General features: G+C 70.5%; 32 protein-coding genes. 19 read left to right on the forward strand and 13 right to left on the reverse strand.

Going from position 1 to position 26,070, the window contains the following annotated elements:
* The first annotated feature begins 426 nt into the window (after positions 1-426).
* A complete protein-coding gene (locus CLT75_RS13145; protein WP_116507046.1) occupies positions 427-693 on the forward strand; it encodes a hypothetical protein in 267 nt (88 codons plus the stop codon).
* On the forward strand, positions 690-2,372 hold the full coding sequence (locus CLT75_RS13150) for a recombinase family protein (RefSeq protein ID WP_135241029.1): 1,683 nt from the start codon (positions 690-692) through the stop codon (positions 2,370-2,372). Before CLT75_RS13145 ends, CLT75_RS13150 begins: the two co-directional genes overlap by 4 nt.
* Positions 2,373-2,602: 230 nt before the next feature.
* On the opposite strand, the gene CLT75_RS13155 is transcribed toward CLT75_RS13150, so the two are convergent.
* The 4 genes from CLT75_RS13155 to CLT75_RS13170 form a co-directional block, all read right to left on the reverse strand.
* Positions 2,603-3,889, reverse strand: coding sequence for an IS256 family transposase (locus CLT75_RS13155; protein WP_104115820.1), 1,287 nt, complete (start codon positions 3,887-3,889; stop codon positions 2,603-2,605).
* A 126-nt stretch (positions 3,890-4,015) separates the two neighbouring features.
* Positions 4,016-4,807, reverse strand: coding sequence for a tyrosine-type recombinase/integrase (locus CLT75_RS13160; RefSeq protein WP_091331295.1), 792 nt, complete (start codon positions 4,805-4,807; stop codon positions 4,016-4,018).
* On the reverse strand, positions 4,779-5,066 hold the full coding sequence (locus CLT75_RS33240) for a hypothetical protein (RefSeq protein WP_053065512.1): 288 nt from the start codon (positions 5,064-5,066) through the stop codon (positions 4,779-4,781). Before CLT75_RS33240 ends, CLT75_RS13160 begins: the two co-directional genes overlap by 29 nt.
* Complete coding sequence (locus CLT75_RS13170) at positions 5,056-5,418, reverse strand: hypothetical protein (RefSeq protein WP_030274746.1); 363 nt, start codon at positions 5,416-5,418, stop codon at positions 5,056-5,058. Before CLT75_RS13170 ends, CLT75_RS33240 begins: the two co-directional genes overlap by 11 nt.
* 256 nt (positions 5,419-5,674) lie before the next feature.
* On the opposite strand from CLT75_RS13170, the gene CLT75_RS13175 reads away from it, so the two are divergent.
* On the forward strand, positions 5,675-6,373 hold the full coding sequence (locus CLT75_RS13175; RefSeq protein WP_047893942.1) for a hypothetical protein: 699 nt from the start codon (positions 5,675-5,677) through the stop codon (positions 6,371-6,373).
* Here CLT75_RS13175 and CLT75_RS13180 read toward each other — a convergent pair.
* The 6 genes from CLT75_RS13180 to CLT75_RS13205 all read right to left on the reverse strand — a co-directional run bounded on the left by CLT75_RS13180 (position 6,345) and on the right by CLT75_RS13205 (position 11,543).
* On the reverse strand, positions 6,345-7,736 hold the full coding sequence (locus CLT75_RS13180) for an MFS transporter (protein ID WP_082171418.1): 1,392 nt from the start codon (positions 7,734-7,736) through the stop codon (positions 6,345-6,347). The two genes, CLT75_RS13175 and CLT75_RS13180, sit on opposite strands and share 29 nt — an antisense overlap.
* Positions 7,736-9,145, reverse strand: a complete 1,410-nt coding sequence (locus tag CLT75_RS13185) for an FAD-dependent oxidoreductase (protein ID WP_030274749.1) — start codon at positions 9,143-9,145, stop codon at positions 7,736-7,738. Before CLT75_RS13185 ends, CLT75_RS13180 begins: the two co-directional genes overlap by 1 nt.
* Positions 9,146-9,221: 76 nt before the next feature.
* Positions 9,222-9,716 (reverse strand): GNAT family N-acetyltransferase, encoded by a 495-nt coding sequence (locus CLT75_RS13190; protein ID WP_030274750.1) that lies wholly within the window; start codon positions 9,714-9,716, stop codon positions 9,222-9,224.
* Positions 9,716-10,042 carry an ArsR/SmtB family transcription factor gene (locus CLT75_RS13195; RefSeq protein WP_030274753.1) on the reverse strand — a complete coding sequence of 109 codons (327 nt, stop codon included), beginning with the start codon at positions 10,040-10,042 and terminating at the stop codon, positions 9,716-9,718. Before CLT75_RS13195 ends, CLT75_RS13190 begins: the two co-directional genes overlap by 1 nt.
* 11 nt (positions 10,043-10,053) lie before the next feature.
* Entirely contained in the window at positions 10,054-11,298 is a 1,245-nt protein-coding gene (locus CLT75_RS13200) for a M28 family metallopeptidase (RefSeq protein ID WP_030274755.1), read from the reverse strand.
* Complete coding sequence (locus tag CLT75_RS13205) at positions 11,295-11,543, reverse strand: hypothetical protein (protein ID WP_030274757.1); 249 nt, start codon at positions 11,541-11,543, stop codon at positions 11,295-11,297. The genes CLT75_RS13200 and CLT75_RS13205 overlap by 4 nt, the downstream gene beginning before the upstream one ends.
* A gap of 251 nt (positions 11,544-11,794) precedes the next feature.
* Here CLT75_RS13205 and CLT75_RS13210 point away from each other — a divergent pair, with 251 nt between their 5' ends.
* Positions 11,795-12,178, forward strand: coding sequence for an ArsR/SmtB family transcription factor (locus CLT75_RS13210; RefSeq protein WP_030274759.1), 384 nt, complete (start codon positions 11,795-11,797; stop codon positions 12,176-12,178).
* A gap of 45 nt (positions 12,179-12,223) precedes the next feature.
* Here the strand turns inward: CLT75_RS13210 and CLT75_RS13215 are convergent, their stop codons facing one another.
* Positions 12,224-13,342: a flavin-containing monooxygenase gene (locus CLT75_RS13215; RefSeq protein WP_047893943.1), complete on the reverse strand. Its 1,119-nt coding sequence runs from the start codon at positions 13,340-13,342 to the stop codon at positions 12,224-12,226.
* A 62-nt stretch (positions 13,343-13,404) separates the two neighbouring features.
* On the opposite strand from CLT75_RS13215, the gene CLT75_RS13220 reads away from it, so the two are divergent.
* The gene (locus CLT75_RS13220; protein ID WP_082171419.1) at positions 13,405-13,752 is read left to right on the forward strand and encodes an ArsR/SmtB family transcription factor; all 348 of its coding nucleotides are present in this window, start codon (positions 13,405-13,407) and stop codon (positions 13,750-13,752) included.
* Between the two features lie 98 nt (positions 13,753-13,850).
* On the opposite strand, the gene CLT75_RS13225 is transcribed toward CLT75_RS13220, so the two are convergent.
* Positions 13,851-16,085 (reverse strand): PEP/pyruvate-binding domain-containing protein, encoded by a 2,235-nt coding sequence (locus CLT75_RS13225; RefSeq protein WP_030274765.1) that lies wholly within the window; start codon positions 16,083-16,085, stop codon positions 13,851-13,853.
* Positions 16,086-16,181: 96 nt separating this feature from the next.
* Between CLT75_RS13225 and CLT75_RS13230 the strand changes: the two genes are divergently transcribed.
* The 9 genes from CLT75_RS13230 (at position 16,182) to CLT75_RS13270 (ending at position 22,566) form a co-directional block, all read left to right on the forward strand.
* Complete coding sequence (locus CLT75_RS13230; RefSeq protein WP_030274767.1) at positions 16,182-16,520, forward strand: PadR family transcriptional regulator; 339 nt, start codon at positions 16,182-16,184, stop codon at positions 16,518-16,520.
* Entirely contained in the window at positions 16,502-17,176 is a 675-nt protein-coding gene (locus CLT75_RS13235; RefSeq protein WP_030274768.1) for a permease prefix domain 1-containing protein, read from the forward strand. Before CLT75_RS13230 ends, CLT75_RS13235 begins: the two co-directional genes overlap by 19 nt.
* Positions 17,177-17,277: 101 nt before the next feature.
* Positions 17,278-17,964 carry an arsenate reductase/protein-tyrosine-phosphatase family protein gene (locus tag CLT75_RS13240; protein ID WP_030274770.1) on the forward strand — a complete coding sequence of 229 codons (687 nt, stop codon included), beginning with the start codon at positions 17,278-17,280 and terminating at the stop codon, positions 17,962-17,964.
* On the forward strand, positions 17,961-18,623 hold the full coding sequence (locus CLT75_RS13245) for an arsenate reductase ArsC (RefSeq protein ID WP_030274772.1): 663 nt from the start codon (positions 17,961-17,963) through the stop codon (positions 18,621-18,623). Before CLT75_RS13240 ends, CLT75_RS13245 begins: the two co-directional genes overlap by 4 nt.
* A gap of 53 nt (positions 18,624-18,676) precedes the next feature.
* Positions 18,677-19,423: an aquaporin gene (locus CLT75_RS13250; RefSeq protein WP_036311740.1), complete on the forward strand. Its 747-nt coding sequence runs from the start codon at positions 18,677-18,679 to the stop codon at positions 19,421-19,423.
* The gene (locus CLT75_RS13255; protein WP_030274776.1) at positions 19,420-19,611 is read left to right on the forward strand and encodes a hypothetical protein; all 192 of its coding nucleotides are present in this window, start codon (positions 19,420-19,422) and stop codon (positions 19,609-19,611) included. The genes CLT75_RS13250 and CLT75_RS13255 overlap by 4 nt, the downstream gene beginning before the upstream one ends.
* Positions 19,608-20,015, forward strand: coding sequence for an arsenate reductase ArsC (locus tag CLT75_RS13260; RefSeq protein ID WP_030274778.1), 408 nt, complete (start codon positions 19,608-19,610; stop codon positions 20,013-20,015). Before CLT75_RS13255 ends, CLT75_RS13260 begins: the two co-directional genes overlap by 4 nt.
* 64 nt (positions 20,016-20,079) lie before the next feature.
* Positions 20,080-21,012 (forward strand): thioredoxin-disulfide reductase, encoded by a 933-nt coding sequence (trxB, locus tag CLT75_RS13265; RefSeq protein WP_030274780.1) that lies wholly within the window; start codon positions 20,080-20,082, stop codon positions 21,010-21,012.
* 156 nt (positions 21,013-21,168) lie between these two features.
* Positions 21,169-22,566 carry an FAD-dependent oxidoreductase gene (locus CLT75_RS13270; RefSeq protein WP_030274782.1) on the forward strand — a complete coding sequence of 466 codons (1,398 nt, stop codon included), beginning with the start codon at positions 21,169-21,171 and terminating at the stop codon, positions 22,564-22,566.
* A gap of 111 nt (positions 22,567-22,677) precedes the next feature.
* On the opposite strand, the gene CLT75_RS13275 is transcribed toward CLT75_RS13270, so the two are convergent.
* Positions 22,678-23,724, reverse strand: a complete 1,047-nt coding sequence (locus CLT75_RS13275) for an ArsO family NAD(P)H-dependent flavin-containing monooxygenase (RefSeq protein ID WP_123111594.1) — start codon at positions 23,722-23,724, stop codon at positions 22,678-22,680.
* A 188-nt stretch (positions 23,725-23,912) separates the two neighbouring features.
* Between CLT75_RS13275 and CLT75_RS13280 the strand changes: the two genes are divergently transcribed.
* The 5 genes from CLT75_RS13280 (at position 23,913) to CLT75_RS13300 (ending at position 26,045) form a co-directional block, all read left to right on the forward strand.
* Positions 23,913-24,284: an ArsR/SmtB family transcription factor gene (locus tag CLT75_RS13280; RefSeq protein WP_030274786.1), complete on the forward strand. Its 372-nt coding sequence runs from the start codon at positions 23,913-23,915 to the stop codon at positions 24,282-24,284.
* 340 nt (positions 24,285-24,624) lie between these two features.
* On the forward strand, positions 24,625-24,975 hold the full coding sequence (locus CLT75_RS13285) for a hypothetical protein (protein WP_030271613.1): 351 nt from the start codon (positions 24,625-24,627) through the stop codon (positions 24,973-24,975).
* Positions 24,972-25,421, forward strand: a complete 450-nt coding sequence (locus tag CLT75_RS13290) for a MerR family transcriptional regulator (RefSeq protein ID WP_030271612.1) — start codon at positions 24,972-24,974, stop codon at positions 25,419-25,421. The genes CLT75_RS13285 and CLT75_RS13290 overlap by 4 nt, the downstream gene beginning before the upstream one ends.
* The gene (locus CLT75_RS13295) at positions 25,405-25,713 is read left to right on the forward strand and encodes a hypothetical protein (protein ID WP_135241031.1); all 309 of its coding nucleotides are present in this window, start codon (positions 25,405-25,407) and stop codon (positions 25,711-25,713) included. The genes CLT75_RS13290 and CLT75_RS13295 overlap by 17 nt, the downstream gene beginning before the upstream one ends.
* Entirely contained in the window at positions 25,710-26,045 is a 336-nt protein-coding gene (locus CLT75_RS13300; RefSeq protein WP_030271608.1) for a YnfA family protein, read from the forward strand. Before CLT75_RS13295 ends, CLT75_RS13300 begins: the two co-directional genes overlap by 4 nt.
* The last annotated feature ends 25 nt before the right edge of the window (positions 26,046-26,070 follow it).

Genomic DNA, 26,070 nt, shown 5'->3' on the forward strand with positions numbered 1-26,070 from the left:
CGGTGTGAAGAGAGTGCTCTTCGCAGCAGGTTGGCCCACCCGGGCGCACAGCAAGCCACGCCCCCATGCGCTTGCCACCGACCTCGACGGCCGCCACCAACCAACCTGACGACCGCAGAGACGTCACGCCCCCGCTGCCCAACGAGCGGCCGGTGCCTCACGGCACCGGCCGCTTCTTCATGCCCGCCGGAGCAACCGGCACCGACCAACCCTGAGGACATCTCCCATGACAACCCACCCATCTGCCACGGCCCGAGTCACCAGCGCTACGAGCTACAGCGCCACGATCCCGCCCATCCTTGCGGTCGATGCTGACCTCGACCTCCGGTCCGCCCCCTCTCACCGCGAGCTGACGGAGGCCAAGGAGCGGTCGGCGCACGCCCACCGCAGCGTGTGCCGGCCGGGGCGACCGCCGGACGGAGGCGCATGACGCTGCCGCCCGACCACCAGTCTGAACATCACCAAGAGCCGGATTCGGCCGCGCCGGCCGACGAGGGACTTGACCAGCTGAGCGAAGACGATCGTTCATGGACGGTCGAGACCATCGACAGCAGCGCACCGCCCAGCGTCGCCAGCGTGGTAGTACCCGAGCAGCCACCCGAGTTGAACCCCGGCGCCGCTGCCGCTCTGCTGAAGCTCCTCAGACACGCGAACGACCGCCGCACCGACAACTCGAACCAGGAGAACCGATGAACGCCCCTCCACCGAAACCCTTCGCCTTTTACGGCCGGGTGTCGACCGAGGACAACCAAGACCCCGAATCGTCCCGAAGCTGGCAACTCACCCGAGCAACCACACTCATCCAGCCTCACAGTGGACGCATCGTCACGGAGTACTTCGACGTCGGCCAGAGCCGCTCCCTCCCCTGGCAGCGGCGAGTCCAGGCGAGCCTTCTTCTCGCGGCGCTGCGCGACCCTCGGCGCGGTTTCTCTGCCGTCGTGGTCGGTGAACCTCACCGCGCCTTCTACGGCAACCAGTTCGGTCTCACGGTGCCGCTGTTCGCGCATTACGGCGTCGAACTGTGGGTGCCCGAGATCGGCGGCCCGATCGACCCCGACAATGAGGCCCATGAGCTGGTCATGTCCGTCTTCGGCGGCATGAGCAAAGGCGAACGCAACCGCATCAAGCTGCGCGTCCGCACTGCCATGGCCGCCCAGACCCTGCTCGAGGGCCGCTACCTCGGCGGTCGACCGCCCTATGGCTACACACTGCGCGACCTCGGACCCCACCCCAACCCCGCCAAGGCCGCCGACGGCAAACACCTCAAGGGCCTCATCCCCGACGAGCAGACCGCCCCGATCGTCCGGCGGATCTTCGCCGAGTTCCTCTCCGGTATCGGCCTGTTCGCCATCGCCGAGGGACTCACCGCCAATCACGTCCCCTGCCCGTCAGCGCACGACCGCGCCCGCAACCGCCACCGCAGCGGAATCGCCTGGTCCAAGAGCGCGGTCCGTGTCATCCTCACCAACCCCCGCTACACCGGCCGGCAGGTCTGGAACAAGCAACGCACCGACGAGGTGCTGCTTGACGTCGACGACGTGGCCATGGGCCACACCGGCGTCATGCGCTGGAACCCCCGCGACAAGTGGGTGGTCTCCAAGGACATCACCCACGAACCACTCATCGACGACGCGACCTTCGAAGAGGCCCAAGCCATCCTGCACCGGCGGGGCCGGGGAACCGGTGGACAACACGTCCGGCAGCGCACCCGCAACCCGTACGTCTTCCGGGGCCTCATCTACTGCGCCGCCTGCGACCGGCGCATGCAGGGCCAGTACAACCACGGCGACGCCTACTACCGCTGCCGCTTCCCCCAGGAGTACGCCCTCGCCAACCAGGTTCCCCACCCCCGCAACGTGTACCTGCGCGAGGACGCGCTCACCGACCCGCTCGACTCCTGGCTGGCCTCCGCCTTCGCGCCCCACCGCATCGCGCAGACGATCACCGCGATGGCAGACGCCCAACCCCTGAACCATCCGCCTACAACGGGCACCGCAGCCCAAGCGATCATCACCGAGTGCGACGCCAAGCTTGAGCGCTACCGCGCCGCCCTCGATGCCGGCGCCGACCCAGCAGTAGTCACCGGCTGGATCGCCCAAACCCAGGCCGAACGCACCCGCGCGGAAGCCGAACTTCGGGCCATCGCGGGAGCCACCCCGCGCCGGCTGAGCCGAGCAGAGATCACGGCCCTGGTGAACGCGCTCGGCGACATCACCACCGTGCTCCGCGACGCCGACCCCGCCGACAAACCCGAGGTCTACCGGCAACTCGGACTCCGGCTGAACTACCAGCCGGAAACGCAAACGGTGCGCGCTGAAGTAGATCTCAACGCGCACCGTGGGGTAATGGTTCGTGTCCGAGGGGGGAGCTGAACACTCCTATGTAGCATCCGTTATACAAACGGGTGCTCATGCGTTAAGTCTAGCACTTCACGATGCGTAACACTACAGGCGTGAGCTGCCCGCGAGCACGCCAGGGCGCAACTAATGCAATCAATTCTGCTGCCTGCGCTGGCACCAATACGGCCGAAGAATCCGGAGTTCTTGAAATTGCCGTTCGGCGCGAGGGCCTGTCTCGCTAAGGGTGTTTCCGGCGATCTTGGTTAGTAGGTTTCAGCGGCGGGGAAGCGGTCGCTGAAGGTGATGGCGAAGGCGTTCAGGGCGGGTTTCCAGCGCATCGTCCATCGGGTTCTGCCTGCTCCGGTGGGGTCCAGGGACCGGGTCACCAGGTACAGACACTTCAACGCGGCCTGCTCGTTCGGGAAGTGGCCGCGGGCCTTCACGGCCCGCCGGTAGCGGGCGTTGAGCGACTCGATCGCGTTCGTGGAACAGATGACGGTGCGGATCTCCAGGTCGTAGTCGAGGAACGGGATGAACTCGGCCCAGGCGTTGTCCCACAGTCGGATCACCGCCGGATACCGGCCGCCCCACTTCTCGGCTAGATCGTCGAACGCCGCCCTGGCCACTTGAGCGTTGACGGCGGTGTAGATCGGTTTGATGTCGCGTTTCAGCTCGTCCCAGTACTTGCGGGAGGTGAGGCGGAACGTGTTGCGGATCAGATGGATGATGCACGTCTGCACCACGGTTCGGGGCCAGACGTTCGTGACGACCTCCGGCAGCCCTTTCAGGCCGTCGCAGACGAGGAAGAACACGTCCTTGACGCCGCGGTTGCGCAGGTCGGTCAGCACGCTCATCCAGAACTTCGCGCCCTCACCACCGGCGCCGGCCCACAGGCCGAGGATGTCTTTGTCGCCGTCGAGGGTGACCCCGATCGCGGCGTAGAAGGGCCGATTGGCGACCTGCCCGTCGCGGACCTTGACCACGATGGCGTCGATGAACACGGCGGCGTAGATCTCGTCCAACGGGCGGTGCGACCAGTCGGTCATCTCCTCGATCACCTTGTCGGTGATCCGGGAGATCGTCTCCTTGCTGACCGACGCACCGTAGATCTCCGCGAAGTGCGCCGAGATCTCCCCGGTCGTCAACCCTTTGGCATACAACGACAACACGACCTCATCGACCCCCGACAACCGGCGCTGCCGCTTGCGCACGATCTGCGGCTCGAACGTGCCAGCCCGGTCCCGAGGCACGTCGATCTGCACCGGGCCGTTGGCTTCGGTCAGCACCGTCTTCGACCGAGTCCCGTTGCGGACGTTGCCCGACCCGGCCCCGGCCTGGTCGTGTTTGGCATAGCCGAGGTGCTCGGTCATCTCCTCGTTCAGCGCGGTCTCCAGGACCGTCTTGGTCAACTGCTTCAACAGTCCATCCGGGCCGGTCAGCGACAGCCCTTGTTCCTTCGCGGCCCGGACCAGCTCAGCGGCAGCCTTCGCCTCCGCCGACGGCTCGGGCCGCTTCTTACGTCCGGTCTGGTCGTTCAGTGTCGCGGTCATCACGGCACCCTCCTCACCAGGCACAACGCCCGGCAGGTCAGGCCGGAAACACCTTTAGATCCACAGACCCCGGCGCGATGCGGAGCCATTCCCCAGCACGCCGCCCGGGTGGGTCACATAGGCTAATCAGGGCAGGGTGTCTGTCGCCGGGCCGTTCGGGGTCTCGCTCGTTTTTGCGAATGGGTGTGGCTGTCCGGTCATCGCCGACAGCGCGTCGGCCACGTCGTGGAGATCGGCTTTGATGTAGGTAATGGTGGACGATGCTGGGCTGTCGGTGTGACCCGCGTAGGCGCGGGCTACCCCGTAGCCGAAGTGGCGTTCCACCCAGGTGAGCGTGGTGTGCCGCAGCCAGTGGGTGGAGATGCCGTGCACGACGACCCAGGGCAGGCGTTCCCCGATGCGTTTCCACAGGTGGTCGTAGCGGCGGCTGCTGATCGGCAGGCCGTTGCGGTAGCGCAACAGTTGGTCGGTGGGCAGAACTGCGCCGCGGACGCGGGCGTGTTCGTGCAGGTGCTCGGCGAGGCCGAGGCTGATCGGCTGCCACCGTACGGTGCCGCTCTTCTCGTTCAGGCGCACGAGGCCGTTGGAGCGGTCCAGATCAACAAGCCGCAGGGCGAGGGCGCCGCCGCGCCGGCAGGCGCTTTCGGTGTGCAGGCGTAGCAGGAGGGCGTCGAGGATGACGTCATTGCCGCTGGTCCGTGCCACCGCATTGATCTCCTCCAACTCGTAGGACGTCAGGGCACGGCGGGTGCTAGGGAGGCGGCGGGGTTTGGCGACACGATGGGCGGGACTGGCCGACGCGTCGATCAGACCATCAGCAACAGCCCGGGAGTAGAAAGCGCGAGCGGCGGCGATGACATGCTCGCCCGCGTGCCGGCCGTTGCGGCTGTTACGCCGCGACCGGGCAGTGATGGTCATCTGCTGTCATGGCCTCGACGTCGCTGGCCGCGACGGCGTCCAGCGGTCGGTCGCGCCAGACGGCGGCCATGCGCTGCCAGTAGGTGCCGTAGGTGCGTTGGGCGCCGGGGCCTGCTGCGGCGATGACGCGGGGTAGGTACTCGGCGATCGTCGGCAGGGGGGCTGGGCCGTCGGTGTGGGATTGGAGGTCGGTCAGGGTAACGCCGAGGTGAGCCAAGACCTGCCGCGCTGCGGCGTCGGCGGTGGCGTCAGCGGGCATGTCCAGCTCCCGCAAGTCGAGTGTGTAGGTCGGCGAGGACGCCGATGACGGTGCTGGCGGGGTGCACGACGAGCAGGTCGTGGATGACGAGAGCAGCGAGCAGCACCGGCCAGCCGGGCTCGATCCCGCACATCCGCCGCGCAGGTGCCGGTAGAGGCAGCTCACCGCGGCTGCCTATCTGGTGCCGTCCGTCGTGGGCCGAGCCGACGACGAGCATCCCCTGAGGTGGCTGGATGTCGAGGCGGCGGCCCGGCTCCCAGCCCAACGGGTGCAGGAGCTGTTGTGCGGTCACCCGGCCGCAGCTCGACGGGACAGCCATCCCCAGCAGCACGTCCTGCGCGGCGGCGAACACCCGCGGAGGAACGTGAACGGGCAGTGCCGGCATCGGCCTCGGGCACGGGCGGGGCCAGGTGGGCATGGCGGCAGGAACGAGCGGCCGGACGAGCTGTTCGCCGTACAGGCGGGAAGCTTGTGTCATGCCGGCGACAACGGCAGATGCGGTCCCGCGTCGACGTGCTCGACGAGCTTGACGGCAGCGGGCTCTGGAGGCCGGACCAAGCCTCGCGTGTGGCCGCCCGGCATCAAACGGGGGCGGGCATACTGCTGGCATGCGTGACGGCCTGCACGGACCGAACGTCATCACCGCCGGGGAGGCCGTGCTGCTTCTCGTGGCGGTCGCCGGCGGTGAGGCCGTGCACCTCGCGCGCCGGCAGGGGCCGTTGGAGCAGGGCCGCAGCGCCGTACCCGACCACTACCTCACGGGCGGGGACAGTGAGCGTGAGGCAGTCCAGCGGCGTTATGACGTCGAGGCGCTGCGGGAGCCGATCTGGGAGCACACGACGATGTGCGGGCGGGTCTGGGCGCTGATGGTCGGCGGTGACGGCGGGACGCTGAGCAGGTACCGGGAGCCGGCGTTCGCGCCGACGTGCCGACGGTGTCTGACGCTGATGGACCGCCTGTTCCCCGCGCCGGCGGTCGACCGCAGAGTCCCGGTCGTCGCGCAGGTGGTCTGCGACGTGGTGCGTGAGCACGGGCACGCGGAGGTCCGGCAGGTCCCCGGTGACCAGCTTGCCGTCCTTCGGAAGGAGATTCGGTCGCTGATCAGGCAGCAGACGGGCCACCACGCCCAGACACTCGTTCACGGCGATCTCCTGCTGGTGGTGTGTGATCCGCTGCGGGACGCGGAGGCGGAGATGCAGGCAGCCGCCGAGGCGGTAGGAGCAGTTCTCTTCGGGGATCAGCCGCTTCCGGCCGCGCGACCCGGGCGGCCATGGGTCGTCACGTGGACCGCGTGGGACCTGGGGTAGACGTCGGGCTGTCGTTGTGTCGGCCTTCTGCACGCTCGCCATCTGCCGGTGCTTGAGCTGAATCTGGCCCTGGCACGGCAGCCACGCGGGTTCCTGGACGCGGTAAGTCCGGCTGGTTGCGGTACTCGCCGCTGTCGGTCCTGGCCTCCCCCACGGTGCGCATGCTGATGGCGGCGAGGAGGCATGCGGTGCTGACGGCGGCGAGTAAGAGGTGGTAGCCGCCGTGCGGTAGGAGCGTGGCGGCAAGCAGGGGTGCGGCGGCTTTGGCGGTGGTGACGGGGGCGGCGAGTCGTCCCGCGATGGTGGCGTAGGCGGTGGTGCCGTAGCGGTCGACGAGGAGTGCTGGGGTGGCGAGGCTGGCGATGCCGAAGCCGAGCCCGAATCCGGTGACGGTGACGATGGCTCCGACGCGGGTTCCGGCGGCGAGGGGCATAGCGAGGACGGCGACTGCTTGGATGGCGAAGACGCCAGCGACGATGGTGGTGACGGGGAGTCGGCGTCGGGCGGCGGTGAGGACGAGTCTTCCGGTGACGGACAGGACGCCGAGGAGGCCGGCGGCGGTGGCGGCGTAAGTAGCCGGGTGGCCGCGGCTGGTCAGGTAGCTGACCAGGTGGACGCCGATGGTGCTGGTGGCGGCGCCGTGGGCGATGAGGGCGGCGGCGAGGATCCAGAACCGGGGATCGCGCATCGCGGCGCGCGCCGCCGTCCGCCGCGAGGCGTGGGCCGTTCGCAGCGTGGGGTTGGACGCTGTGACGTGCGGCGGTTTGCGAACGGTGAGGGCGTGCAGCGGCACGGTCACTACGCCGTGGACGGCGGCGAGCGTGAGGAGCGCGCCGCGCCAGCCGAGGTGGGCGACCAGGTAGCCGGTGAGTGGCATGAAGATCGTGCTGGCGAACCCGGCGACGACGGTGACCGCAAGCAGGGCGGTGGGGCGTCGGTCGGGGGTGAACCAGGAGACGATGACGGCGAAGGCGGGTTCGTAGAGGACCATCGCGCCGGTGATCCCGACACCGATCATGACGGCGTAGAGCTGCCCGATGGTCTGGACCTGGGACCAGGCGATCAGCAGCGCGGTGGCGGTGATCGAGCCGAGGGTCATGAGGGCCCGTCCGCCGTGCCGGTCGAGCCACCTGCCGACCGCGATGGCCATCAACGCGCCGGCGAGGACGCTGACGGTCAGCGCCCCGGTGACGGCGGTGATCGAGGCGCCGAGGCTGGTCGCCATCGGGCCGAGCAGCACGGCGTAGGCGTAGTAGATGGTGCCGTAGCCGACGGTCGAGGTGATCGCGAGGGCGGCGACGATGCGCCACCGGTGGTGCCCGCCGACGGTGGGGTCGGCGGGCGCCATCGTGGTGGTGGTCATCAGCTGGCGCAGCAGCCGCCGGTCTGGCCGCTGGTCGAGGTGTCGAGGCTGATGAGGCTCAGCGGGGCGGACAGCAGCCCACCGGCGATGCCCGTGGCAAGCCCCTTCCCGGCCGGCTGCGGGGCGGGGCCGCAGCTGCTGTCGGTGCCGGTCGCCTCGGCGGGGTTGCTGTTGCAGACGCCGGTTTCGGGCAGGTCGAGCTGGACGTCCCGGGCCGCCTGCCAGTCGCCGGCGAGGGCGGCGACGACGGAGCGGACCTGCTCGTAGCCGGTGGCCATGAGGAACGTCGGCGCGCGCCCGTAGCTCTTCATGCCGACGGCGTAGTAGCCGGACTCCGGGTGTCCGAGCTCGTGGACGCCGTGCGGGGGGACGGTGCCGCAGGAGTGCTCGTTCGGATCGATCAGCGGGGCGAGAGCCCGGGTGGCGCCCATGACCGGGTCCAGGTCCAGGCGCAGTTCGGCGGCGATCGAGTGGTCCGGGCGGAAGCCGGTCGCGGCAACGATCCGGTCGACGATCACCTCCTCCTCGCTACCGTCGGCGTGCCGGACAACGACGGCGACCCGGCCGTCGGCCGGGGTGAGCGCGTGCACGCAGAAGCCGGTGAGCAGCCGGATCCGGCCGGCGTCCACGTGTTCGCGCAGCCGGGAGCCGAGCGCGCCGCGGGCGGGCAGCGCGTCGGCGTCGCCGCCGCCGTAGGTGCGGGCGGGGCTGGCCGAGCGGATCGCCCAGGTCACCTCCGTGCCCGGCTCGGCGGCGGCCAGCTCGGCCAGGGAGAGCAGCGTGTTCGCGGCGGAGTGGCCGGCGCCGACGACCAGGGTGTGCCGGCCGGCGAACCGGTCCCGGTCGGCGCCGAGTACGTCGGGCAGGGCGTGCTCCAGGTACGCGGCCACGTCCTTCTCTCCACGGGCGGGCAGGCCGGAGGCGCCGAGGACGTTGGGGGTGCCCCAGGTGCCGGAGGCGTCAATGACCGCGCGGGCCAGCAGTTCGTCACCGTCGGCGAGGCGGATCAGGAACGGCGTCTGCTCGCGGCCGGCGGTGCGCAGCCGGTCCAGGCCGAGGCGGCTGATCGCCTCCACCCGCGCGCCGTAGCGCAGGTGCGGCTTGAGCTGCGGCAGCTCCGCGAGGGGCTGGAGGTAGTCGGCGACCAGCTCCGCGCCGGTGGGCAGCGCGTCCTCGGCCGGGGCGACCCAGCCGGCGTCGTCGAGCAGGCGGCGGGCGGCCGGGTCGACGTTGTACCGCCACGGGGAGAACACCCGCACGTGCCCCCACTGCCGCACCGCCGCGCCGGCGGTGTCACCGGCCTCCAGAACAAGGAAGGGCAGGCCACGCTCGTGCAGGTGGGCGGCGGCGGCCAGACCCACCGGGCCCGCGCCGATCACCACGACGGGCAGCTCGTTCGGGATGCTCATCGGAAAACTCCTCTGTGTTGAAAACTGTCGAATCAAGAAGGTGCAGTTGTGCTGGGGCGGGCGGAGCCGAAGGGGTTCAGATGACGGGGCTGCGCCGCTCGAGCAGGACGACGTCGCGCCACCGGCCGTGGTGCCGGCCGACCCGCTCGCGGGTGCCGATGACGCGGAAGCCGGCCCGCTGGTGCAGGGTGAGACTGGCGGTGTTCTCGGGGAAGATTCCGGACTGGATGGTCCAGATGCCGGCGGCCTCGGTGGAGGCGATCAGCGCGTCCAGCAGCAGCCGGGCTACGCCACGGCCTTGGGCGGCGGGGTCGACGTAGACGGAGTGCTCGACCACCCCGGCGTAGACCGCGCGGCTCGATGTCGGCGAGACCGCCACCCACCCGAGGACGGTGTCGTCCGCGTCGACGGCCACGAGGCGGTGGTCCGGCAGCTTGGCCGCGTCGAATGCTGTCCAGGTCGGGGCGGTGGTCTCGAAGCTGGCGTTGCCGGCGTCGAGGCCAGCCTGGTAGATGGCGAGGACACGATCGGCGTCGTCCGAGGTCATCGGGCGGACGGTGATGTCGGCCATCAGCAGGCTCCTTTCACGGTGGGGGCGGGTCGGCCCATGACGACGTCGGCGGCGGAGGGGAAGCAGCCGACGCATGCGTCGTTGATGCGGTAGTGGCGGGCGGTGCCGACCGGCTCGACGAGCACGAACCGCACCTCGGTCAGGATCTTCAGGTGTTGGGAGACGGTGGACTGGGCGAGCCCGACAGCTGCGACGATCTCCCCCACGCTCATCGGCCGGGCATGCCGGGCCAGGTACTCCACGATCTGCACCCGGGTCGGGTCCGCCAGGGCCCGGAACCACGAGGCGTAGGTCTGCGCGGTATCCCGGTCGAGGAGTTCGCCCACCACCACTCCCTCTATCGTTTATCGCCGATTGGCGATGAAAGCCTAGCAGGCGCCGTCCCGGTGAGGTGGGCGGTTGCGACGACGAGGCGGGCGATCGCGGCCAGGGTGGCCGGGTCGACCTTGTCAGGGGTGTCGGCGGGGCTGTGGTAGCCGCCCATCCCGGCACCGATGCCGACCGCGGCGAGGCCTGCTGCGCCGTAGCGGCGGTTGTCCGAGGCCATCGGCCCCGCAGCGAGTGGGACGCCGGTGTGCCGGCCGGCCTGGTCCAGCAGCGCCAGGAGGCGGTGGGCGGGCCCGCCGGCCTCGACCGCCGCCGCCCCATCCAGGCGGCCGGCTCCGTCGACGTTGACCACCAGGGGCGCGGCGCCCTGGTCGCGCAGCTGCGCGGCGTGGTGGGCCGAGCCGAGCGCGCCAACCTCCTCACCGTCGAGCAGCGCGACGCAGAGCCCGACGCCGTCGGGAAGTCCGCGGCCGAGGACGCGGGCGGCTTCGAGGACCACCGCGACGCCGGTGGCGTTGTCCGACGCTCCGGGCTGGCGGAGCCCGGGGTGGTCGCCGACGCCGTCGTAGTGGGCGGTCAGGAGCAGCTCCGCCCCGCCGGGGACGGTCTGCCGGAGTCGGGCGTGGATGTTGGTGCCGGTGACGTCGTCGCGGCGAACCGGCGTGGCGCCGGCGAACCAGCTGGCGCTGTCGGTTGCCGCAGCGAGGACGGTGCGGTGGGTGTCCGGGTCGAGGGTCAGGACGGGCAGCGGTCCCGGGTCCGGTCCGGCGAGGGTGGTGAACTGCCAGCCGTCGGCGTCGACGGCTCGGCGGATCAGCAGCCCGGCCGCGCCGCGGGTGTCCCGGTAGGCGTCGAACAGGCTCATCTCCGCCGGCACCACGAGCCACCGCCCGGCCGGGTCGTCGGCACCGGCGACGCCGAGCGGGCCGCGGCGGGTCTCGGCGGCGTCGGCGGAGGCGGAATGGATCGCGACCTGGCGACCGAATACCAGCGGCATGGGGCTGCTCCCGCCGCCCCAGGTGACCGTCGGCGCCTCGTGCACCTGCGGCACCGCCCGGACCGGGAACTCCTCAGTCCGGACCGTGGCGCCGAGAGCGGTGAGCTCGTCGACGAGCCACGCCCGGGCTGCCGCGCCGCCGGGTGATCCGACTCGCCGTCCTGCCATGCGGTCGGAGGCGAGGGTGGCGACGGTCGCGGACATCCGGTCGGCGCTGACTACCCGGAGCAGGCCCGCGAGGTCGTCTGGGGTGGTCATCCGCAGCACCCCTGTCCCGCGGCCACCGCGTCGGCCTTGGCCTGCGTGCCGCAGCACGAGCCGGCCGCTTGCGCGGCTTCCTGGGTGCCGCAGCACGGGCCGGCGCTCGCGGCCTCGCCGATTGGCGGCAGGATGGACCCCACGGCCTGGGCGGGGCTGCCGCAGCAGGCGCCGGAGCCGGTGACCTGCAGGGCGGCGGCCGGGTCGCCCGCGAAACCGCCGGTGGTCTGGGTGTTGTCGCTCATGACAGGTCCTCTCGTCAGCGGGGGCTGATCAGCGTGTAGACGGTGGTGCGGGCACGGTCGTAGCGGCGCTGCGCACGCTGGTCGGCGGTGGACACCTGAGCGCAGGAGTCGCAGAACCGGACTCCAGCGCGAAGAGCGGATGAGCGGCGGGTGGAGCCGAACATGGTGGGTCCCCTTCCTCCAGACGCCTGTCTTGACGTCCGTCTAAGCAGAGAGTTGCACGTTGATTAGAGAGATGTCAACCTAGAGACATGTCAAAGCAACAGGCGCCCCTCGCCGTCATCGATCTCAACGCCGACACGCCGTGCTGCCCCCCGCTGGCGCAGCGTCGGATTCCGGCCGAGACGGCCGCGGTGCTCGCTCCCGCGTTCAAGGCCCTCGGCGACCCGGTGCGGCTGCAGCTGATGTCGATGATCGCCTCCGCCGAGGGCGGGGAGGCGTGCGTGTGCGACCTGACGCCGGCGTTCGACCTGACCGGGCCAACGATCTCGCACCACCTCAAGACGCTGCGCGAAGCGGGCCTGGTGGATGCCGAACGGCGGGGCACGTGGGTCTACTACCGCGCCCGCCCGGGAATCCTGCGCCAGCTCGCCGCCCTGCTGTCGGTCGAGCCCGCCCCCTCGTCGCAGGCGTAAGCCGCGGGCAAACCCGTACCTACCAGCGCCGACCGCGCAACGCGATCAGCGTTGAGCGCCGGATCCCGTGTGCGAGGCGACGTCCGCTGTCCGCTGCCGGCCTTGCCGTCCGGACACGTGAGCGGCGAGGGCAGTCATGACGTGCGCGGCGTCGGGACCGACGCCACGCAGGGTGTTCGAGGCGAAGGATCGCTGGAACTCCAACCCGAGATAGATCAGCCCTGGATGGGTGGTGGAGATCCCGCCCACGTGCCGGGGCGCGCCATGGTCGAGGGCGCCCAGGGGCTTGAGGTACGCGAGGTCCGGGCGGTAGCCGGTGGCGAAGATGACCGCGTCGACCGGCTCGGGCGTGCCGTCGGCCCAGATGACGCCCTCAGGGGTGAAGGCGGTGAACATGTCCCGCCGGGAGAGCAGCCCGGAGGCGAGAGCGTCGCGGTATACGCCGGTGTCGAGCACGGTGGCGTGTCGGACAAGTCGGGTGAGGACGCGGCGTGGCAGGCGGTCCGCGCCGGTGACCCGCAGCCAGTGGTGGAGGTCCCGCCCGCCGAGGCGTTGGGGCAGGAAGCGCACGGGTTCCCGGGTGGCGAGCGTGACCCGGGCGTGGCCGGCGATCTCGTAGGCGACCTGGACGGCGGAGTTGCCGGCACCCACGACGATGACCCGCTTGCCCGCGTACACCTCCGGCCGGCGGTAGTGAGCGACGTGCCGGAGATCGCCGGCGTAGTCGTCCTGGCCGGGCAGCGTCGGCAGGTACGGGTTGCCGAACGATCCGCTGGCGGCGACGACGCCGACCGCAGCCATCTCGTCCCCGGTGTCAGTGCGGACGAGGTACCCCCCGTCGCGGCGAGGGTGCACGGCCGTGACGCGGGTGCGGGTGCGGATGTCGACGTCCACGGTCTGCGCGTACCGGCGCAGGTACGCCGTGACCTCGTCGCGCCGGGGGTAGCGGTCCGGGTCGCCGTCGAAGCGCATGCCAGGCAGGGCGCTGTAAAGGGCGGGCGAGAAGAGGGTGAGGCTGTCGTAGTAGTCAGGCCAGGAGCCAACCGGCTCGCTGCCCGCCTGCAGGACAACGGGCCGCAGGCCCGCGGTCAGGGCGGCTCGGGCGGCGGCCAGGCCTGACTGGCCGCCGCCGACGATGATCACTGGCTGGGATGGGGTGGTCATGTCACGATCATATCGTCGTTTTGTTGAATGACAATATGACGATGGTGGGGAAAGGTAGGGCCATGAGCGACGCCACCGGACAGCCCGCAGGGGCATCCCCGCCCGCGCGCGCGGCCGGAGTCCCGGAGGGCCTGGCGCCGCAGACGCAGGAGTTCCTCAAGGCCTTGGGCAGCCCCACCAGGCAGCGGATCATGATGCTGTTCGCGCAGGGCGCCGAGCTGTCGGTGGGCGAGGTGGCCGAGCGGACGGGCATCAGCCAGGCCACGGCGTCGCAGCAGTTGACCCTGCTGCGACGCGGACGGGTGGTCACCTCCCGTCGCGACGGGAAGACCGTGTACTACCGGGCCGATCGGGACGGCGCGCTCGCCGCCCTCGCGGAGTTGCAGTCTTACCTGGCGACCTGCTGCTGACCAGGTCGCCCACCGGCGACCCGGCGGTCTCCAGCACCCTCCGCCCGGACGCCGCGCACCCCCTCCGACATGCATGCCGCACCTGCAGGCATGACAGGTTAGGTGTGGAGTGTGATGGTTCCGGCTGTTCCGTCGACGGTTACGAGCTGCCCGGGGCGCAGTCGTTGGGTGGCGTCGCCGGTGCCGACGACGGCGGGGATGCCGTACTCACGGGCCACCAGGGAGGCGTGTGCGGCTAGGGTGCCGCCGTCGGTGACCACTGCGGCGGCGCGGGAGAACAGCGGTGTCCATGCCGGGGCGGTGGCCTTCGCGACGAGCACTTGACCATCGGCGAAGCCGTCGAAGTCCTCAGGTCCGTGCACGATGGCGACTTCGCCGGTGGCCCGGCCGGCCGAGGCGGGATGCCCGACGAGGGCGCCCTCGGCGGTCTCCGTGGTGCCGCGGGCCTGTTGAACCGCGTGTTCGATGACGTCGCCGATCAGTCGCGCGGGACGGCCCAGGGTCAACGGCGCGGTCAGGCGGCGTTGGCGCTGCCAGAGGGCGCGCCGCTCGGCAACCCTGGCGCTCAGCTGTCCGGGGTCGCCTTCGATCCCGCTGTTCACTTCATCCCGCGTGCAGAAGTAGATGTCTCCGGGCTGCTCGATAGCTCCCAGGTTGACCAGGTGCCGCCCGAGGCGGGCGGTGCAGGCCCGCAGGACCGGCCAGGCGAGGGTGAACTCCCGCGCCTGCTCCTCCCGGATGACGGCGTAGCGCTGGTTGACCTTCAGCAGCCGGTCGAAGTCAGCCAGCAACCGCGGGCGGTCGGCCAGCGTCGCTCGGCAGCGTTGTTCGGCAACCATCCGCTGTTCGGCAAGCGAGCGGTAGCGGTCCCCGGCTCGGGGTGGTCGGCCCGTTGCCAGTTCTCCGGCGACCGGGTGATACCAGTCGACGCTCTGTACGGCGTGCGCGCCGGCCACCGGCTGGGCGCCGGGGAGCCCGCGCAACAGCACCTGCGCACCGCCCTCATCGTCGGGGAGCACGTCGATGAGATGCCGGCGGACGAAGCGAGTCAGGCAGGCTTCCATCTTCCACGCCGACCCGCCGACGATCGCCAGATACCAGAGGTAGATCCCGGCTTCCCGCCCGAGTGCGTCGACGAGCTCGGCCAATCGCCGAGGCGATGCCGTGTCGACCTCCGCCTCCGCGGCGGCCACGAGGCGTCGATAGCCGGGCAGTTGTTGTTCACGCCAGGCCCGCTCCAGTTCGGACAGGACGGCGCGGTCGGCGGCATCCGGGTCATGGCTGACCCGGATCAACGCGTTGAAGAGGATCTTCGCGGCCCGCCAGCGTCCCTGCCACAGCACCCCAGCGAGGAGTTTTGGTGACGGGATTGGTGTGGCGTTGTAGTACCAGCCGTTGACCAGCGCGTACCGGAACGGCACTCGCACCCCGACGCTGCCGTACATCCCATCGAGATACCCGTCTTCGAGCACCGGCAGCAGCCAGCTGGCGAACAGCGGAGTGACGGCCTCGGGGAGCCATTCCCCGAGCCGGAAGTTGCGCATCCACAACCCCGGTCCCGGCGCCGTCCACGACACCGGCTCCGGCACCGCAGTCATCGGCCGGGCCTGCAGCAGCCACAGACGGCCCGCCCGGTCGATGGCCCACTCCACGTCCTGCGGGCGGCCGTCGTACCGGTCGGCGATCCGACGCGACAGCTCCGCGACCGCGTCGGCCTGGACGTCGGTGAGGACCCGTCCACCGCCGGGGCCGGACCGGGTCATCGCGGTGCGACTCGCGGTGACCGTCCACTCTTCGCCGGTCGTCACACCCGACACCAGCGGATCACCCAACCCCGCGACGGCGGCCACCAACGTCTGATCGCGGTCGCCGGTGACCGGATGCGCGGTGAACGCCACCCCGGCCACAATCGGGTCGACCATCACCTGCACCAGCACCGCCATCGCCGCCGTCGCCCCGCCACGCCGCTGGTGGTAGGCGGTGACCCGCTCGCTGGCCGCCGCGGCGAAGCATCGCCGCACCGCCGCACCCAGCCCGTCGGCGGGCACGTTCAGGTACGTCTCGTACAGGCCTGCGTACGAGGCATCCGGTAGATCCTCGGCCGCTCCCGACGAACGCACCGCGAACCGCTCCCCGCCCAGGCCCTCGACACTGGCCGCGAGCCGTCGGTCAAGCTGCGGATCATCGAGGACGCCGGTGGTGACCACAATCCCGGGCGGCACCGAGAACCGGGCTGCGGTCAGGTCCGCCAGCACGGCCGCCTTTCCACCGATCAGCGCCCGGTCGACCGCGCTCGCCTCGGCCAGGTCCACCACCGTGAGGTTGGAGCTCATCACCCACCACCATGTGTAGCACCGCAAAGTATTGTGACGCTACAGTAGAACCGCTGGGCCGCCATCAGCAAGAACGAGGAGCCACAGGTGTTGCCGATGCGACCGGAACTGCTCAAAGGCCATCTCGATGCGTTGCTGCTCGCGGTCCTGGAACCCGGGCCACAGCACGGCTACGCCGTCATCGAAGCCCTGCGAGACAGCAGCGGCGGGGCACTGGACCTGCCGACCGGCACCGTCTACCCGGCGCTGCACCGCCTCGAACGCGCAGGCCTGATCGCCAGTGACTGGCAGACCGTCGGCGGCCGCCGCCGCCGCGCCTACCACCTCACCCCGGCCGGACAGGCCGCGCTCGGTGAGCAGCGGGCAGTCTGGGACCACTTCTCCACCGCCGTCACTGCAGTTCTGGGCGGGCGGGCATGGCCAACGACCGCCTGACCAGCCGAGCAGGCGAAGCACCTCTCGACGCCTACCTGGGCGACCTCGCCGCACGACTGCGTGGACCACGGCGGCGTCGGGAGCAGATCCTCGCCGAACTACGCGACGGACTCCACCACGCCGTCGCCGACCGCACCGCCGCCGGCCTACCCCAAGGTGAGGCGGTCGCCGCCGCGATCGCCCAGTTCGGCACCCCGCAAGCGGTCGCCGAGGCCTTCGCCGGGGAGCTGGCCACCGCCTACGCCCGGCGCACCATCGCCTGGTACATCGCCACCGGACCTGTCGTGGGCATCTGGTGGCTGCTGCTCCTGCAGCCCCACCCCTGGCGCACCGGCCTGGTCGCCCTATTGGCCGCGATCCCCGTCATCCCACTGATCATCATCGCGATCGCCACCGCCGCTGGGACGGTGGCCACGACCGGTCGCCTCATGCGCTGGCTACCCGAAGCAAGCCCACAACACGCACTCGCCGCGACCATCACCATCGCCGCCCTTGCGCTCGCCGGGGATCTCACGGTGATCGCGAGCCACCTCCGGTCAGAGATTCCGGCGAAGTCACTGGCCACGTTCGCCGTCGCCGCTAGCCTCACTCGGATCGTCTGCAGCCTGGTCACGATGCGCCACGCCACCGCGATGCGCACCTCGCCGCCCTCCTGATCATCGAACCCGCCCGTCGACTGAGCGCCGCCAAGCCCCCGACGGGCTTATCCCTCACTCCCATTTGACGAACGACAGATCACTCAGCGATAGTTGACTCAATGAACGCTGAGCTTGCTTCCCTGGCCGGGCGCGCACGGGTCCACGCCGCACTCGGCGACCCTGCGCGCCTGGCGATCGTGGACGCGCTCAGCCAGGGCGACGCCTCGCCCGGGGAGATCGCCCACACCCTCGAGATGCCGACCAATCTCGTCGCCCACCACGTCAAGGTGCTCACCGAAGCCGGCCTCGTCCAGCGCGGCCGGTCCGAGGGCGACCGGCGGCGCACCTACCTGCGACTTCAGCCGGCAGCCTTGGCCGCCCTCACCCCTCCCCCGCTGGCCGATGTGGGACGGGTGGTCTTTGTCTGCACCCACAACTCCGCCCGCTCCCAGCTGGCCGCGGCGCTGTGGAAGCGGCGCACCCATGGGGAAGCCGCCTCGGCCGGCACCAAGCCTGCGACCCGAGTGCATCCCCGCGCGCTTGCCGTGGCCCACCGCCACGCCCTCGACCTCGATGCAACCGGCACCGCCCACGTCAAGGACGTCGTCCGCGACGACGACCTGGTCATCGCCGTCTGCGACAACGCCCACGAAGAGCTCACCGGACCGGTCCGCCCCCGCCTGCACTGGTCCGTGCCGGACCCGGTCCGCATCGACACCGACGAAGCGTTCGAGGCGGCCTACGCCGACCTCGCCGACCGCGTCGACCGCCTCGCCCCCACCACCATGTTGAGAGGCACCCGATGACCGACATCAGCGCCCGCATTCAACAGGAGATCACTCTCGACCAGCAGCTCGCCCTGCACACCGCAGCAACCCGGCTGGCCGCCGAGTTCGACGGCATCTACGGCACCGAGACCATCAAGCGGTTCCTGCACAGCAGCTACGACCAGTTCGCCACCGCCGCCAGCATCCCGAACTACCTGCCCCTGCTCGCCGAGCGCTTCGCCCGCCAGCGGTTGCGGGCCCTGGCACGGGTCGAGGGACACCACCGCGACGGCCGTCCCGTCGTGCTGTTCCTGTGCACCCACAACGCCGGCCGCTCCCAGATGGCCCTGGGCTTCTTCGTCCACCTCGCCGGCGACCACGCCGTCGCCTGGTCCGGCGGTAGCGAACCCGGCATCGAGATCAACCCCTCGGCGATCGCCGCGATGGCCGAACGCGGCATCGACATCTCCGAGGAGTTCCCCAAGCCCTGGACCGACGAAGTGGTCCGCGCCGCCGACGTGGTCGTCACGATGGGGTGCGGCGACGCGTGCCCAGTCTTCCCCGGTACCCGTTACGAGAACTGGGACATCGACGACCCAGCGGGCCTCAGCGTCGCCGATGTGCGGCCGATCCGGGACGAGATCGAGCGCCGGGTCCGGCGGCTCCTCGACGAACTGGACGTTCCCGCCACCCGATAACCCGCTGTGCCCCGATTGTCGGGGACAGTCAGATCATGGGAGAGAAAACACTGATGACCATCGCACTCCGGCGGCGTCTGCTGGCCGAGTTCATCGGCACTGCCCTGCTCGTCACCGCCGTCGTGGGCTCCGGCATCATGGCCGCCACGCTCTCTCCCGGCGACGTCGGGCTCCAGTTGCTGGAGAACTCGGTCGCCACCGCTCTTGCCCTCGGCGCGCTGATCCTGATCTTCGGTCCGGTCTCCGGCGCCCACTTCAACCCCGTGGTGTCCGCCGCCGACTGGTTCCTCGGCCGCCGCGTCGGAACCGGACTGACCCTGCGCGAACTCGGCGGGTATGTCATCGCCCAGGTCCTCGGGGCGATCGGCGGGTCGATCCTGGCGAACCTGATGTTCGACCTGTCCGCCGTGGCCTGGTCGAGCAAGGACCGGGCCGCCGGGCATCTCTGGCTCGGGGAGGTCGTCGCCACCACCGGCCTGATCCTGCTGATCTTCGCCCTCGCCCGCTCCGGCCGCGCGCCGGTCGCTCCCGCCGCCGTCGGCGCCTACATCGGGGCGGCGTACTGGTTCACCTCGTCGACCTCGTTCGCCAACCCTGCGGTGACGATCGGCCGTGCGTTCACCGACACGTTCGCCGGCATCGCCCCCGCTTCCGTCCCAGGGTTCGTCGTCGCCCAACTGGTCGGGCTGGCGGTCGGCGTCGGCCTACTCGCCGCGCTCTACCCCGACGCCGGGCGGGCCGCCGACCAGGTCGTCGTCCCTGCCGAGGAACGCGACCCGGCACTGGACCACCGCCGATGACCAACCACGACCCGGAGCACGGCGAGGCAGAGGTGCGTTACCGCCGCCTGCTCAACCCGCCGCGTCCCGCCGGCCGCTACCGCCTGCTCGACCGCAGCAGCGCCCCAGACCGGTCCCTGCCTGCACCCCGCGCCGAGACGCCCGTGAATCGGCCCTATGACCACGTGTACTCCAAGGAAGGCATCTGATGTCCAAGCCCAGCGTCCTGTTCGTCTGCGTGCACAACGCCGGCCGTTCCCAGATGGCCGCCGGCTGGCTGCGCCACCTCGGCGGCGACGCCGTCGAGGTCCGCTCCGCCGGCTCCGAGCCCGCCGACCAGATCAACCCGGTGGCCGTCGAGGCGATGCGGGAGGTCGGCATCGACATCACCGCCAACAAGCCGAAGATCCTCGACTACGCCACCGCCGAAGCCTCCGACGTGATCATCACGATGGGCTGCGGCGACGTCTGCCCGGCCTTCCCCGGCAAGCGGTACGAGGACTGGAAGCTCGAGGACCCGGCCGGCCAGGGCCTGGACATGGTCCGTCGCGTCCGTGACGAGATCCGCACCCGGGTGGAGGACCTCCTCGCCGACCTCACCCCCACCACCTGACGAGTCCACCCCACCGCCCGCCGCCCCTACAGGGGTGGCGGGCGGACCGATCGAGGAGCCCCTCGTGCCCGACCCCCACCGTTTGATCATCATCGGTTCCGGACCCGCCGGATATACCGCCGCCCTCTACGCCGCCCGCGCCAACCTCGCCCCCCTGGTCATTGAGGGCGTCCAGTCCGGCGGCGCGCTGATGACCACCACCGAGGTGGAGAACTTCCCCGGCTTCCCCGACGGCATCATGGGCCCCGAGTTGATGGACAATCTTCGCAAGCAGGCCGACCGCTTCGGCGCCCAGTTCATCACCGACGACGTCACCCGCGTCGAACTCACCGGCCCTGGCCTGAAGACCGTGTACGTGGGCGAGCAGGCCTATCGAGCCGACGCTGTCATCCTCGCCACCGGGTCCGCCTGGCGACCCCTCGGCGTCCCCGGCGAACAGGAACTCCTCGGGCATGGCGTCTCCTCCTGCGCCACCTGCGACGGGTTCTTCTTCCGCGACCAGGACATCGCGGTCATCGGCGGCGGCGACTCGGCCATGGAAGAAGCCACCTTCCTCACCCGCTTCGCCCGCAGCGTCACCATCGTGCACCGCCGCGACACCTTCCGCGCCAGCAGCATCATGGCCGAACGCGCCCTCACCAACGACAAGGTCCGCATCGTGTGGAACAGCGTCGTCGAGGAGATCATCGGCAACGACGGTGTCGTCGTCGGAGCGCGCCTGCGCAACGTCCACACCGGCGAGATCACGGTCCTTGACGTCACCGGCGTGTTCGTGGCCATCGGCCACGACCCTCGCAGCGAACTGTTCCGAGGCCAGGTCGACCTGGACGACGAGGGATACGTCCGCGTGCAGTCCCCCGGCACCCGCACCAACATTCCCGGCGTCTTCGCCGCCGGGGACCTCGTCGACCACACCTACCGGCAAGCCATCACCGCCGCTGGCACCGGCTGCGCCGCCGCCCTCGACGCCGAGCGGTACCTCGCCGCCACGTCCTGAACTCGGTCAGTCCTGCCGGTCGGATGTCCGGCAGGACTGACCCGGCAGAGTCAACCCCCAGCGCCCCCGACCCGCTGGCTGCTGTTGGGCAGCGTGGCCAAGCAGGCAACCTAAGCGGTGAGATGCCCGTCCAGGGCCGCCGATGGGAGAGGCATCATGACCCACATTCTGATCATCGGTGGCAGCGATGCCGGCGTCAGCGCCGGGCTACGCGCCCGACATGTCGACCCGTCCGTCGAGACCACTGTGGTCGCCGCCGACGCCTTCCCCAACTACTCGATCTGCGGCATCCCGTACCACATCTCCGGCGACGTGCCCGACTGGCGGAACCTTGCCCACCGCACACGCGACGACCTCGAACACGCCGGATTGCGACTACTCCTGGACACCCGCGCCCGGCACATCGATCCCACGTCCCGCACCGTCACGGTCAGTGGGCCAGGCGGGCGTGACGAAGAGCTCCGCTACGACCGGCTCATCATCGGAACCGGCGCCGTCCCGGTCCGCCCGCCGATCGCCGGCCTGCACGAGCTCACACCGGCCGACGGGGTGCATCTGCTGCACACCATGGACGACACCCTCTCCCTTGCCGAGACGCTGCAGCGGGGCCCGGAATCCGCGCTGATCGTGGGAGCGGGCTACATCGGGCTGGAGATGGCCGAAGCCCTGCACGCCCGAGGCCTGCAGGTCACCGTGGTCGAGCAGATCCCGCAGGTGCTGGGAACCGTCGACCCGCAGCTGGCGACGCTGGTCGCCGACGAACTGACACGCCACGGCGTGCGCGTCGTCACCGACACCACCGTCACTGAGGTGGCACGCGAGGGCGGCCGGCTGAAGGTCACCGGCCATTCCACCAACCAGCTCGGCGATAGCGGCAGCTTCAGCCAGATCACCGACGTGGTGCTTGTCGTCGTCGGAGTCCGGCCCGACACCGCGCTCGCGCAGACCGCCGGCGTCCGGCTCCGAGTGCGCGGGGCGATTGCGGTGGACCGGCACATGCGCACGGGGGTGCCGGACGTCTACGCCGCCGGGGACTGCGTGCACACCTACCACCGGCTCCTGGACACGAACACGTACCTGCCGCTCGGCAGCACCTCGCACAAGCAGGGCCGCGTGGCGGGAGAAAATGCCACCGGCGGCGACCGGCAGTTCGCCGGCTCGCTGGGCACCCAGGCGGTCAAAGTCTTCGACCTCGTAGCCGCCCGGACCGGTCTGCGCGACGCCGATGCCCGAGAGCACGGATTCGATCCCGCCACGCACGTGGCCCGCGTCGACGATCACAAGGCCTACTACCCGCGCGCCAAACCGGTCACGATCGCGATCACCGGCGACCAGCGCAGCGGACAGCTGCTCGGCGCCCAGCTCGTCGGCCACCGCGACACCGCAGTCGCCACCCGCGTGGACATCTACGCCGGCGCCCTGCACCACCGCATGACTGTCGACGCCCTCACTGACCTCGACCTGTCCTACACCCCGCCGCTGGGCAGCCCCTGGGACGCCGTGCAAACGGCCGCGCAGCGATGGGTCAGCGCCCGCACCGCCGACCTCCCCTGACGGCTGCAGGCCCTCGTCTGGTTCCGCGTCGCCGTCGTTGTCGCTCGCCTGCACTCCCGCTTGCCGCGTCGCCACCTCGGCCGGCGGGCAGCCGACCTGTCAAGAGGCACGCTAAGCTGCGCGCAGTCGAGTGGCGATGTCGGCGACCGTCGCTTTCGCTGTGCGGCCGGCACCCACCAGCGTGGCTGACGCCGGCCCCGTCCAATCGCCGTAGCCAAGCAGGTAAAGGCGGGCCTCGTCCATTGACCGGGTGCCCTCGACCGCCACCTTCCCCTGCCGCCATCCGGGCAGCAGCGGCGCGAGGTGGGCGAGGTCGGGCTGGAAACCTGTACACCAGATGACGGCCTCGCAGGGCTGCTCTGCGCCATCCGCCCAACGCACGCCGCGGTCGGTGAGCCGCACGAACATCGGACGGGAGTGCAGGACCGCGCGCTCCCGCGCGTCGCGGATGCTGGGCACCATCACGATGTCCCCAAGGTCGCTGACGCCGCCACCGGCACCACCGGCGGCCTTACGGGTGGCCACACCGAACAGCACCCGACCATCGACGGTGTCCGGCATGAACCGCGCCGGCCGCAAGGTGACCCAGGTGGTTTCAGCGACCCGGGACACCTCCGCCAGGATCTGCGCCGCGGAGTTACCTCCGCCGACGATCACGACCCGCTGCCCCCGGAACTCCTCCGGCGAGGCGTAGTTCACCGTGTGCAGCTGCCGGCCGGCGAACTCCTCACGGCCCGGGATGTCGGGCACGTACGGGCACTCCCACGTACCGGTGGCGGAGATGACGTACCGGGCCAGCCATCTCCCAGCGTCGGTCTCCACCGCCAGGCGCTCCCCGGCTCGCCGCACCTCATGTGCCCGGACCGGCCGGCGCACCCGCAGGTCGTACCGCTGCTCGTACGCCCGCAGATAGTCCACGACGTGCCCGGCGGTCGGGAAGTCTTCGCCCTCCTGCCGAGGCATCCCCCACCCCGGCAGCGGGCTGTACTCGGCCGGCGAGAACAACCGCAACGAGTCCCAGCCATGCCCCCACGCGCCACCCGGCTGAGACTGGGCGTCGAGGATGACGTAATCCAGACCGGCACGGCGCAGGTAGTAGCCCGCCGCCAGGCCACCCTGCCCGCCCCCGACGACCACCACGTCACACGATCCGGGCACGCCCGGCACCTCCTTCGTCCGCGGATCATCATGCCGAGTGGCCCAAGTTCCACGTCACGCTGGGCCGACGCCGGCACCGCCCATCCGGCCCCTGACACGGCCGGGACGAGCCGACAGGGCTCCCTACCCGCAACCTGACGGTGACCGGGTCCTGGTTCCAGCGGCCTATCGATGGTGTTGGTGCAACGATGGAAGACGTGCCAACTGCGAAAACAGCTACGCCTGCCGTCTCGCCGCTTGCCGGCGAGCCGATCAAGCGTGCCGATGCCGAGCGGCTCGCGGGAGTGCTGAAGGCATTCGCCGACCCGGCCCGGCTGCGACTGCTCAGTCTGATCCAGTCCGCTCCCGACGGCGAGGCGTCCGTGAGTGACCTCACCGCGCCGCTTGGTCTGTCCCAGCCGGCCGTGAGTCATCACCTGCGGATCCTCACCGAGGCCGGCCTGATCGAGCGCGAGAAGCGCGGCGTCTGGGCGTACTACCGACTGGTGCCGTCCGCGATCGCGGCGATCGCCGACCTGCTGACGCCGCCCCGCAAGCGGACGACGAAGAAGGCCCGCTGACCGGCACCCTCGAAGGCCGGCTTTCGCTCCTGCGGGTGCCGACAATGGCGTCCGTTCTGGTCACGGCCGCGTCGACCACGCCGACAAGGCCTTGCCTCATCAAATGATGCCCGGGCTGATCGGATCTGTGGCGACACCGTGGTCGAGGAGCAGGGACACTGGTATGCACCCGTGGGCGCCCAGCCGGCGTCGCTGCCCGGTAAGCCGCTTCTCAACCGTGGCAATTGCCGACCCAATGGTCATCGTTGGTTGGCCGTGTCCGACGGCCTGCCGGCAGCCTGGTCCTTCTCCTGAACCAGGGCTTGCATCTGATACCTAGGTACAGGCTTACCGTCGTTGCATGAGCGACCAACATGTCACGACGGATGACTCCTGGGTGCCAGATGCCTGCACCCTGCCGACCGCCGAACGGCCGCTGCGGCTCGCCGAGTTCGATCAGTTCTTCCGGGACGCGGTGCGGGGTGCCGAGCGGTTGTCGGCACAGCATCTGCGGTTGCACCTCGACGGCGCGGAGCAGGTCGAAAAGACGGCGCGGGATCTGGCAGCCCGTGAATCGTCTTGCTGCTCGTTCTTCACGTTCGACATCGCGCGACCCGACTTGAACTCACTGACGCTGGACGTTCGAGTACCGGCAGCACACGTCGACGTGCTTGATGCCCTAGCCCAGCGGGCTGTCCGGGTTCAGCGATGAGCGGATCAGGGCTGCGCAGCGGCCAGCTGGCCGACGCGGCCGGGGTCAACCTGCAAACCCTGCGCTACTACGAGCGCCGAGGGCTGCTCGCCTCCCCGCAGCGGTCGCCCGGCGGGCATCGGCTCTACCCGTCCGACACGGTCACCCTGCTGCGGATCATCAAGACCGCGCAACGCCTAGGCTTCACCCTCAACGAGGTCGCCGACCTCCTCGCCGCCGGCCAACACCAGCACAACGGTCGACCCGACACCGGCCTCCAGGCACGAGCCAAGGACAAGCTCGCCGAGGTGGAACAGAAGTTGGCCGACCTATCCGTCATCCGCGACACCCTGCGCGCCGCCATCTCGGCCGGCTGCGACGACCTGGTCGCCTGCGCCGGCAGCGCCTGCTGCCCCCTGCCGTTTGCTGAACTCGCCGAAAGGAACGACCGTGCCGACACCTGCTAACCGGCTGCGCCGCCTGCTCCCCTCCGGCATGACCGGACTCGCGGGAGCCGCCTGCGCCGCCTGCTGCGTGCTGCCGCCACTGCTGGCCGCCGGAATCCTCGGTGGTGCCGGCTGGGCCGCGGCCAACCGTTTCCTGCCCGGCGTCGCCCTCGCCCTGGCCGTGCTCGCCGGCCTGTCCTGGTGGTGGGCCAGCAAACGCCGCCACACCACCGGCTGCGCCGGCCGCAACTGCTCCTGCGGGCAGAGTGACCAGCGCGAGCGCGAGGTAGTCACGCTACGGTCGGACGCGTGACGGTAGCCCGCTCGATCCTGCTGTTCCTGCTCGCCGCGCTCGCCGAGATCGGCGGCGCCTGGCTGGTGTGGCAGGGCTGGCGGGAAAACCGGGGCCTGCTCTCGGTCGCGGCCGGCGTCATCGCACTCGGGGTCTACGGCTTCGTCGCCACCTTCCAACCCGACGCGAACTTCGGCCGCATCCTGGCCGCCTACGGCGGCATCTTCGTCGCCGGCTCTCTCGCCTGGGGCATGGTCGTCGACAAGTTCCACCCCGACCGCTACGACATCATCGGCGCAGCCATCTGCCTTGTCGGAGTCGCCGTCATCATGTACGCCCCACGGGCCAGCTAGCCGCCTGGCCGGAGCTTCTGCCCAC

The organism is Micromonospora sp. CNZ285, assembly GCF_004637285.1.

What these genes read in the sequence shown, in the direction of transcription:
- CLT75_RS13190 (WP_030274750.1), bottom strand. Translation starts at nt 9,716, where the DNA reads ATGGCCGACATCACCGTCCGCCCGATGACCTCGGACGACGCCGATCGT.
- CLT75_RS13235 (WP_030274768.1), top strand. Translation starts at nt 16,502, where the DNA reads ATGGCCAACGACCGCCTGACCAGCCGAGCAGGCGAAGCACCTCTCGAC.
- CLT75_RS13185 (WP_030274749.1), bottom strand. Translation starts at nt 9,145, where the DNA reads ATGAGCATCCCGAACGAGCTGCCCGTCGTGGTGATCGGCGCGGGCCCG.
- CLT75_RS13255 (WP_030274776.1), top strand. Translation starts at nt 19,420, where the DNA reads ATGACCAACCACGACCCGGAGCACGGCGAGGCAGAGGTGCGTTACCGC.
- CLT75_RS13285 (WP_030271613.1), top strand. Translation starts at nt 24,625, where the DNA reads ATGAGCGACCAACATGTCACGACGGATGACTCCTGGGTGCCAGATGCC.
- CLT75_RS13160 (WP_091331295.1), bottom strand. Translation starts at nt 4,807, where the DNA reads ATGACCATCACTGCCCGGTCGCGGCGTAACAGCCGCAACGGCCGGCAC.
- CLT75_RS33240 (WP_053065512.1), bottom strand. Translation starts at nt 5,066, where the DNA reads ATGCCCGCTGACGCCACCGCCGACGCCGCAGCGCGGCAGGTCTTGGCT.
- CLT75_RS13155 (WP_104115820.1), bottom strand. Translation starts at nt 3,889, where the DNA reads ATGACCGCGACACTGAACGACCAGACCGGACGTAAGAAGCGGCCCGAG.
- CLT75_RS13180 (WP_082171418.1), bottom strand. Translation starts at nt 7,736, where the DNA reads ATGACCACCACCACGATGGCGCCCGCCGACCCCACCGTCGGCGGGCAC.
- CLT75_RS13145 (WP_116507046.1), top strand. Translation starts at nt 427, where the DNA reads ATGACGCTGCCGCCCGACCACCAGTCTGAACATCACCAAGAGCCGGAT.
- CLT75_RS13205 (WP_030274757.1), bottom strand. Translation starts at nt 11,543, where the DNA reads ATGAGCGACAACACCCAGACCACCGGCGGTTTCGCGGGCGACCCGGCC.
- CLT75_RS13280 (WP_030274786.1), top strand. Translation starts at nt 23,913, where the DNA reads ATGGAAGACGTGCCAACTGCGAAAACAGCTACGCCTGCCGTCTCGCCG.
- CLT75_RS13240 (WP_030274770.1), top strand. Translation starts at nt 17,278, where the DNA reads ATGAACGCTGAGCTTGCTTCCCTGGCCGGGCGCGCACGGGTCCACGCC.
- CLT75_RS13230 (WP_030274767.1), top strand. Translation starts at nt 16,182, where the DNA reads ATGCGACCGGAACTGCTCAAAGGCCATCTCGATGCGTTGCTGCTCGCG.
- CLT75_RS13225 (WP_030274765.1), bottom strand. Translation starts at nt 16,085, where the DNA reads ATGAGCTCCAACCTCACGGTGGTGGACCTGGCCGAGGCGAGCGCGGTC.
- CLT75_RS13210 (WP_030274759.1), top strand. Translation starts at nt 11,795, where the DNA reads ATGTCAAAGCAACAGGCGCCCCTCGCCGTCATCGATCTCAACGCCGAC.
- CLT75_RS13215 (WP_047893943.1), bottom strand. Translation starts at nt 13,342, where the DNA reads ATGACCACCCCATCCCAGCCAGTGATCATCGTCGGCGGCGGCCAGTCA.
- CLT75_RS13200 (WP_030274755.1), bottom strand. Translation starts at nt 11,298, where the DNA reads ATGACCACCCCAGACGACCTCGCGGGCCTGCTCCGGGTAGTCAGCGCC.
- CLT75_RS13250 (WP_036311740.1), top strand. Translation starts at nt 18,677, where the DNA reads ATGACCATCGCACTCCGGCGGCGTCTGCTGGCCGAGTTCATCGGCACT.
- CLT75_RS13220 (WP_082171419.1), top strand. Translation starts at nt 13,405, where the DNA reads ATGAGCGACGCCACCGGACAGCCCGCAGGGGCATCCCCGCCCGCGCGC.
- CLT75_RS13245 (WP_030274772.1), top strand. Translation starts at nt 17,961, where the DNA reads ATGACCGACATCAGCGCCCGCATTCAACAGGAGATCACTCTCGACCAG.
- CLT75_RS13290 (WP_030271612.1), top strand. Translation starts at nt 24,972, where the DNA reads ATGAGCGGATCAGGGCTGCGCAGCGGCCAGCTGGCCGACGCGGCCGGG.
- CLT75_RS13270 (WP_030274782.1), top strand. Translation starts at nt 21,169, where the DNA reads ATGACCCACATTCTGATCATCGGTGGCAGCGATGCCGGCGTCAGCGCC.
- CLT75_RS13175 (WP_047893942.1), top strand. Translation starts at nt 5,675, where the DNA reads ATGCGTGACGGCCTGCACGGACCGAACGTCATCACCGCCGGGGAGGCC.
- CLT75_RS13150 (WP_135241029.1), top strand. Translation starts at nt 690, where the DNA reads ATGAACGCCCCTCCACCGAAACCCTTCGCCTTTTACGGCCGGGTGTCG.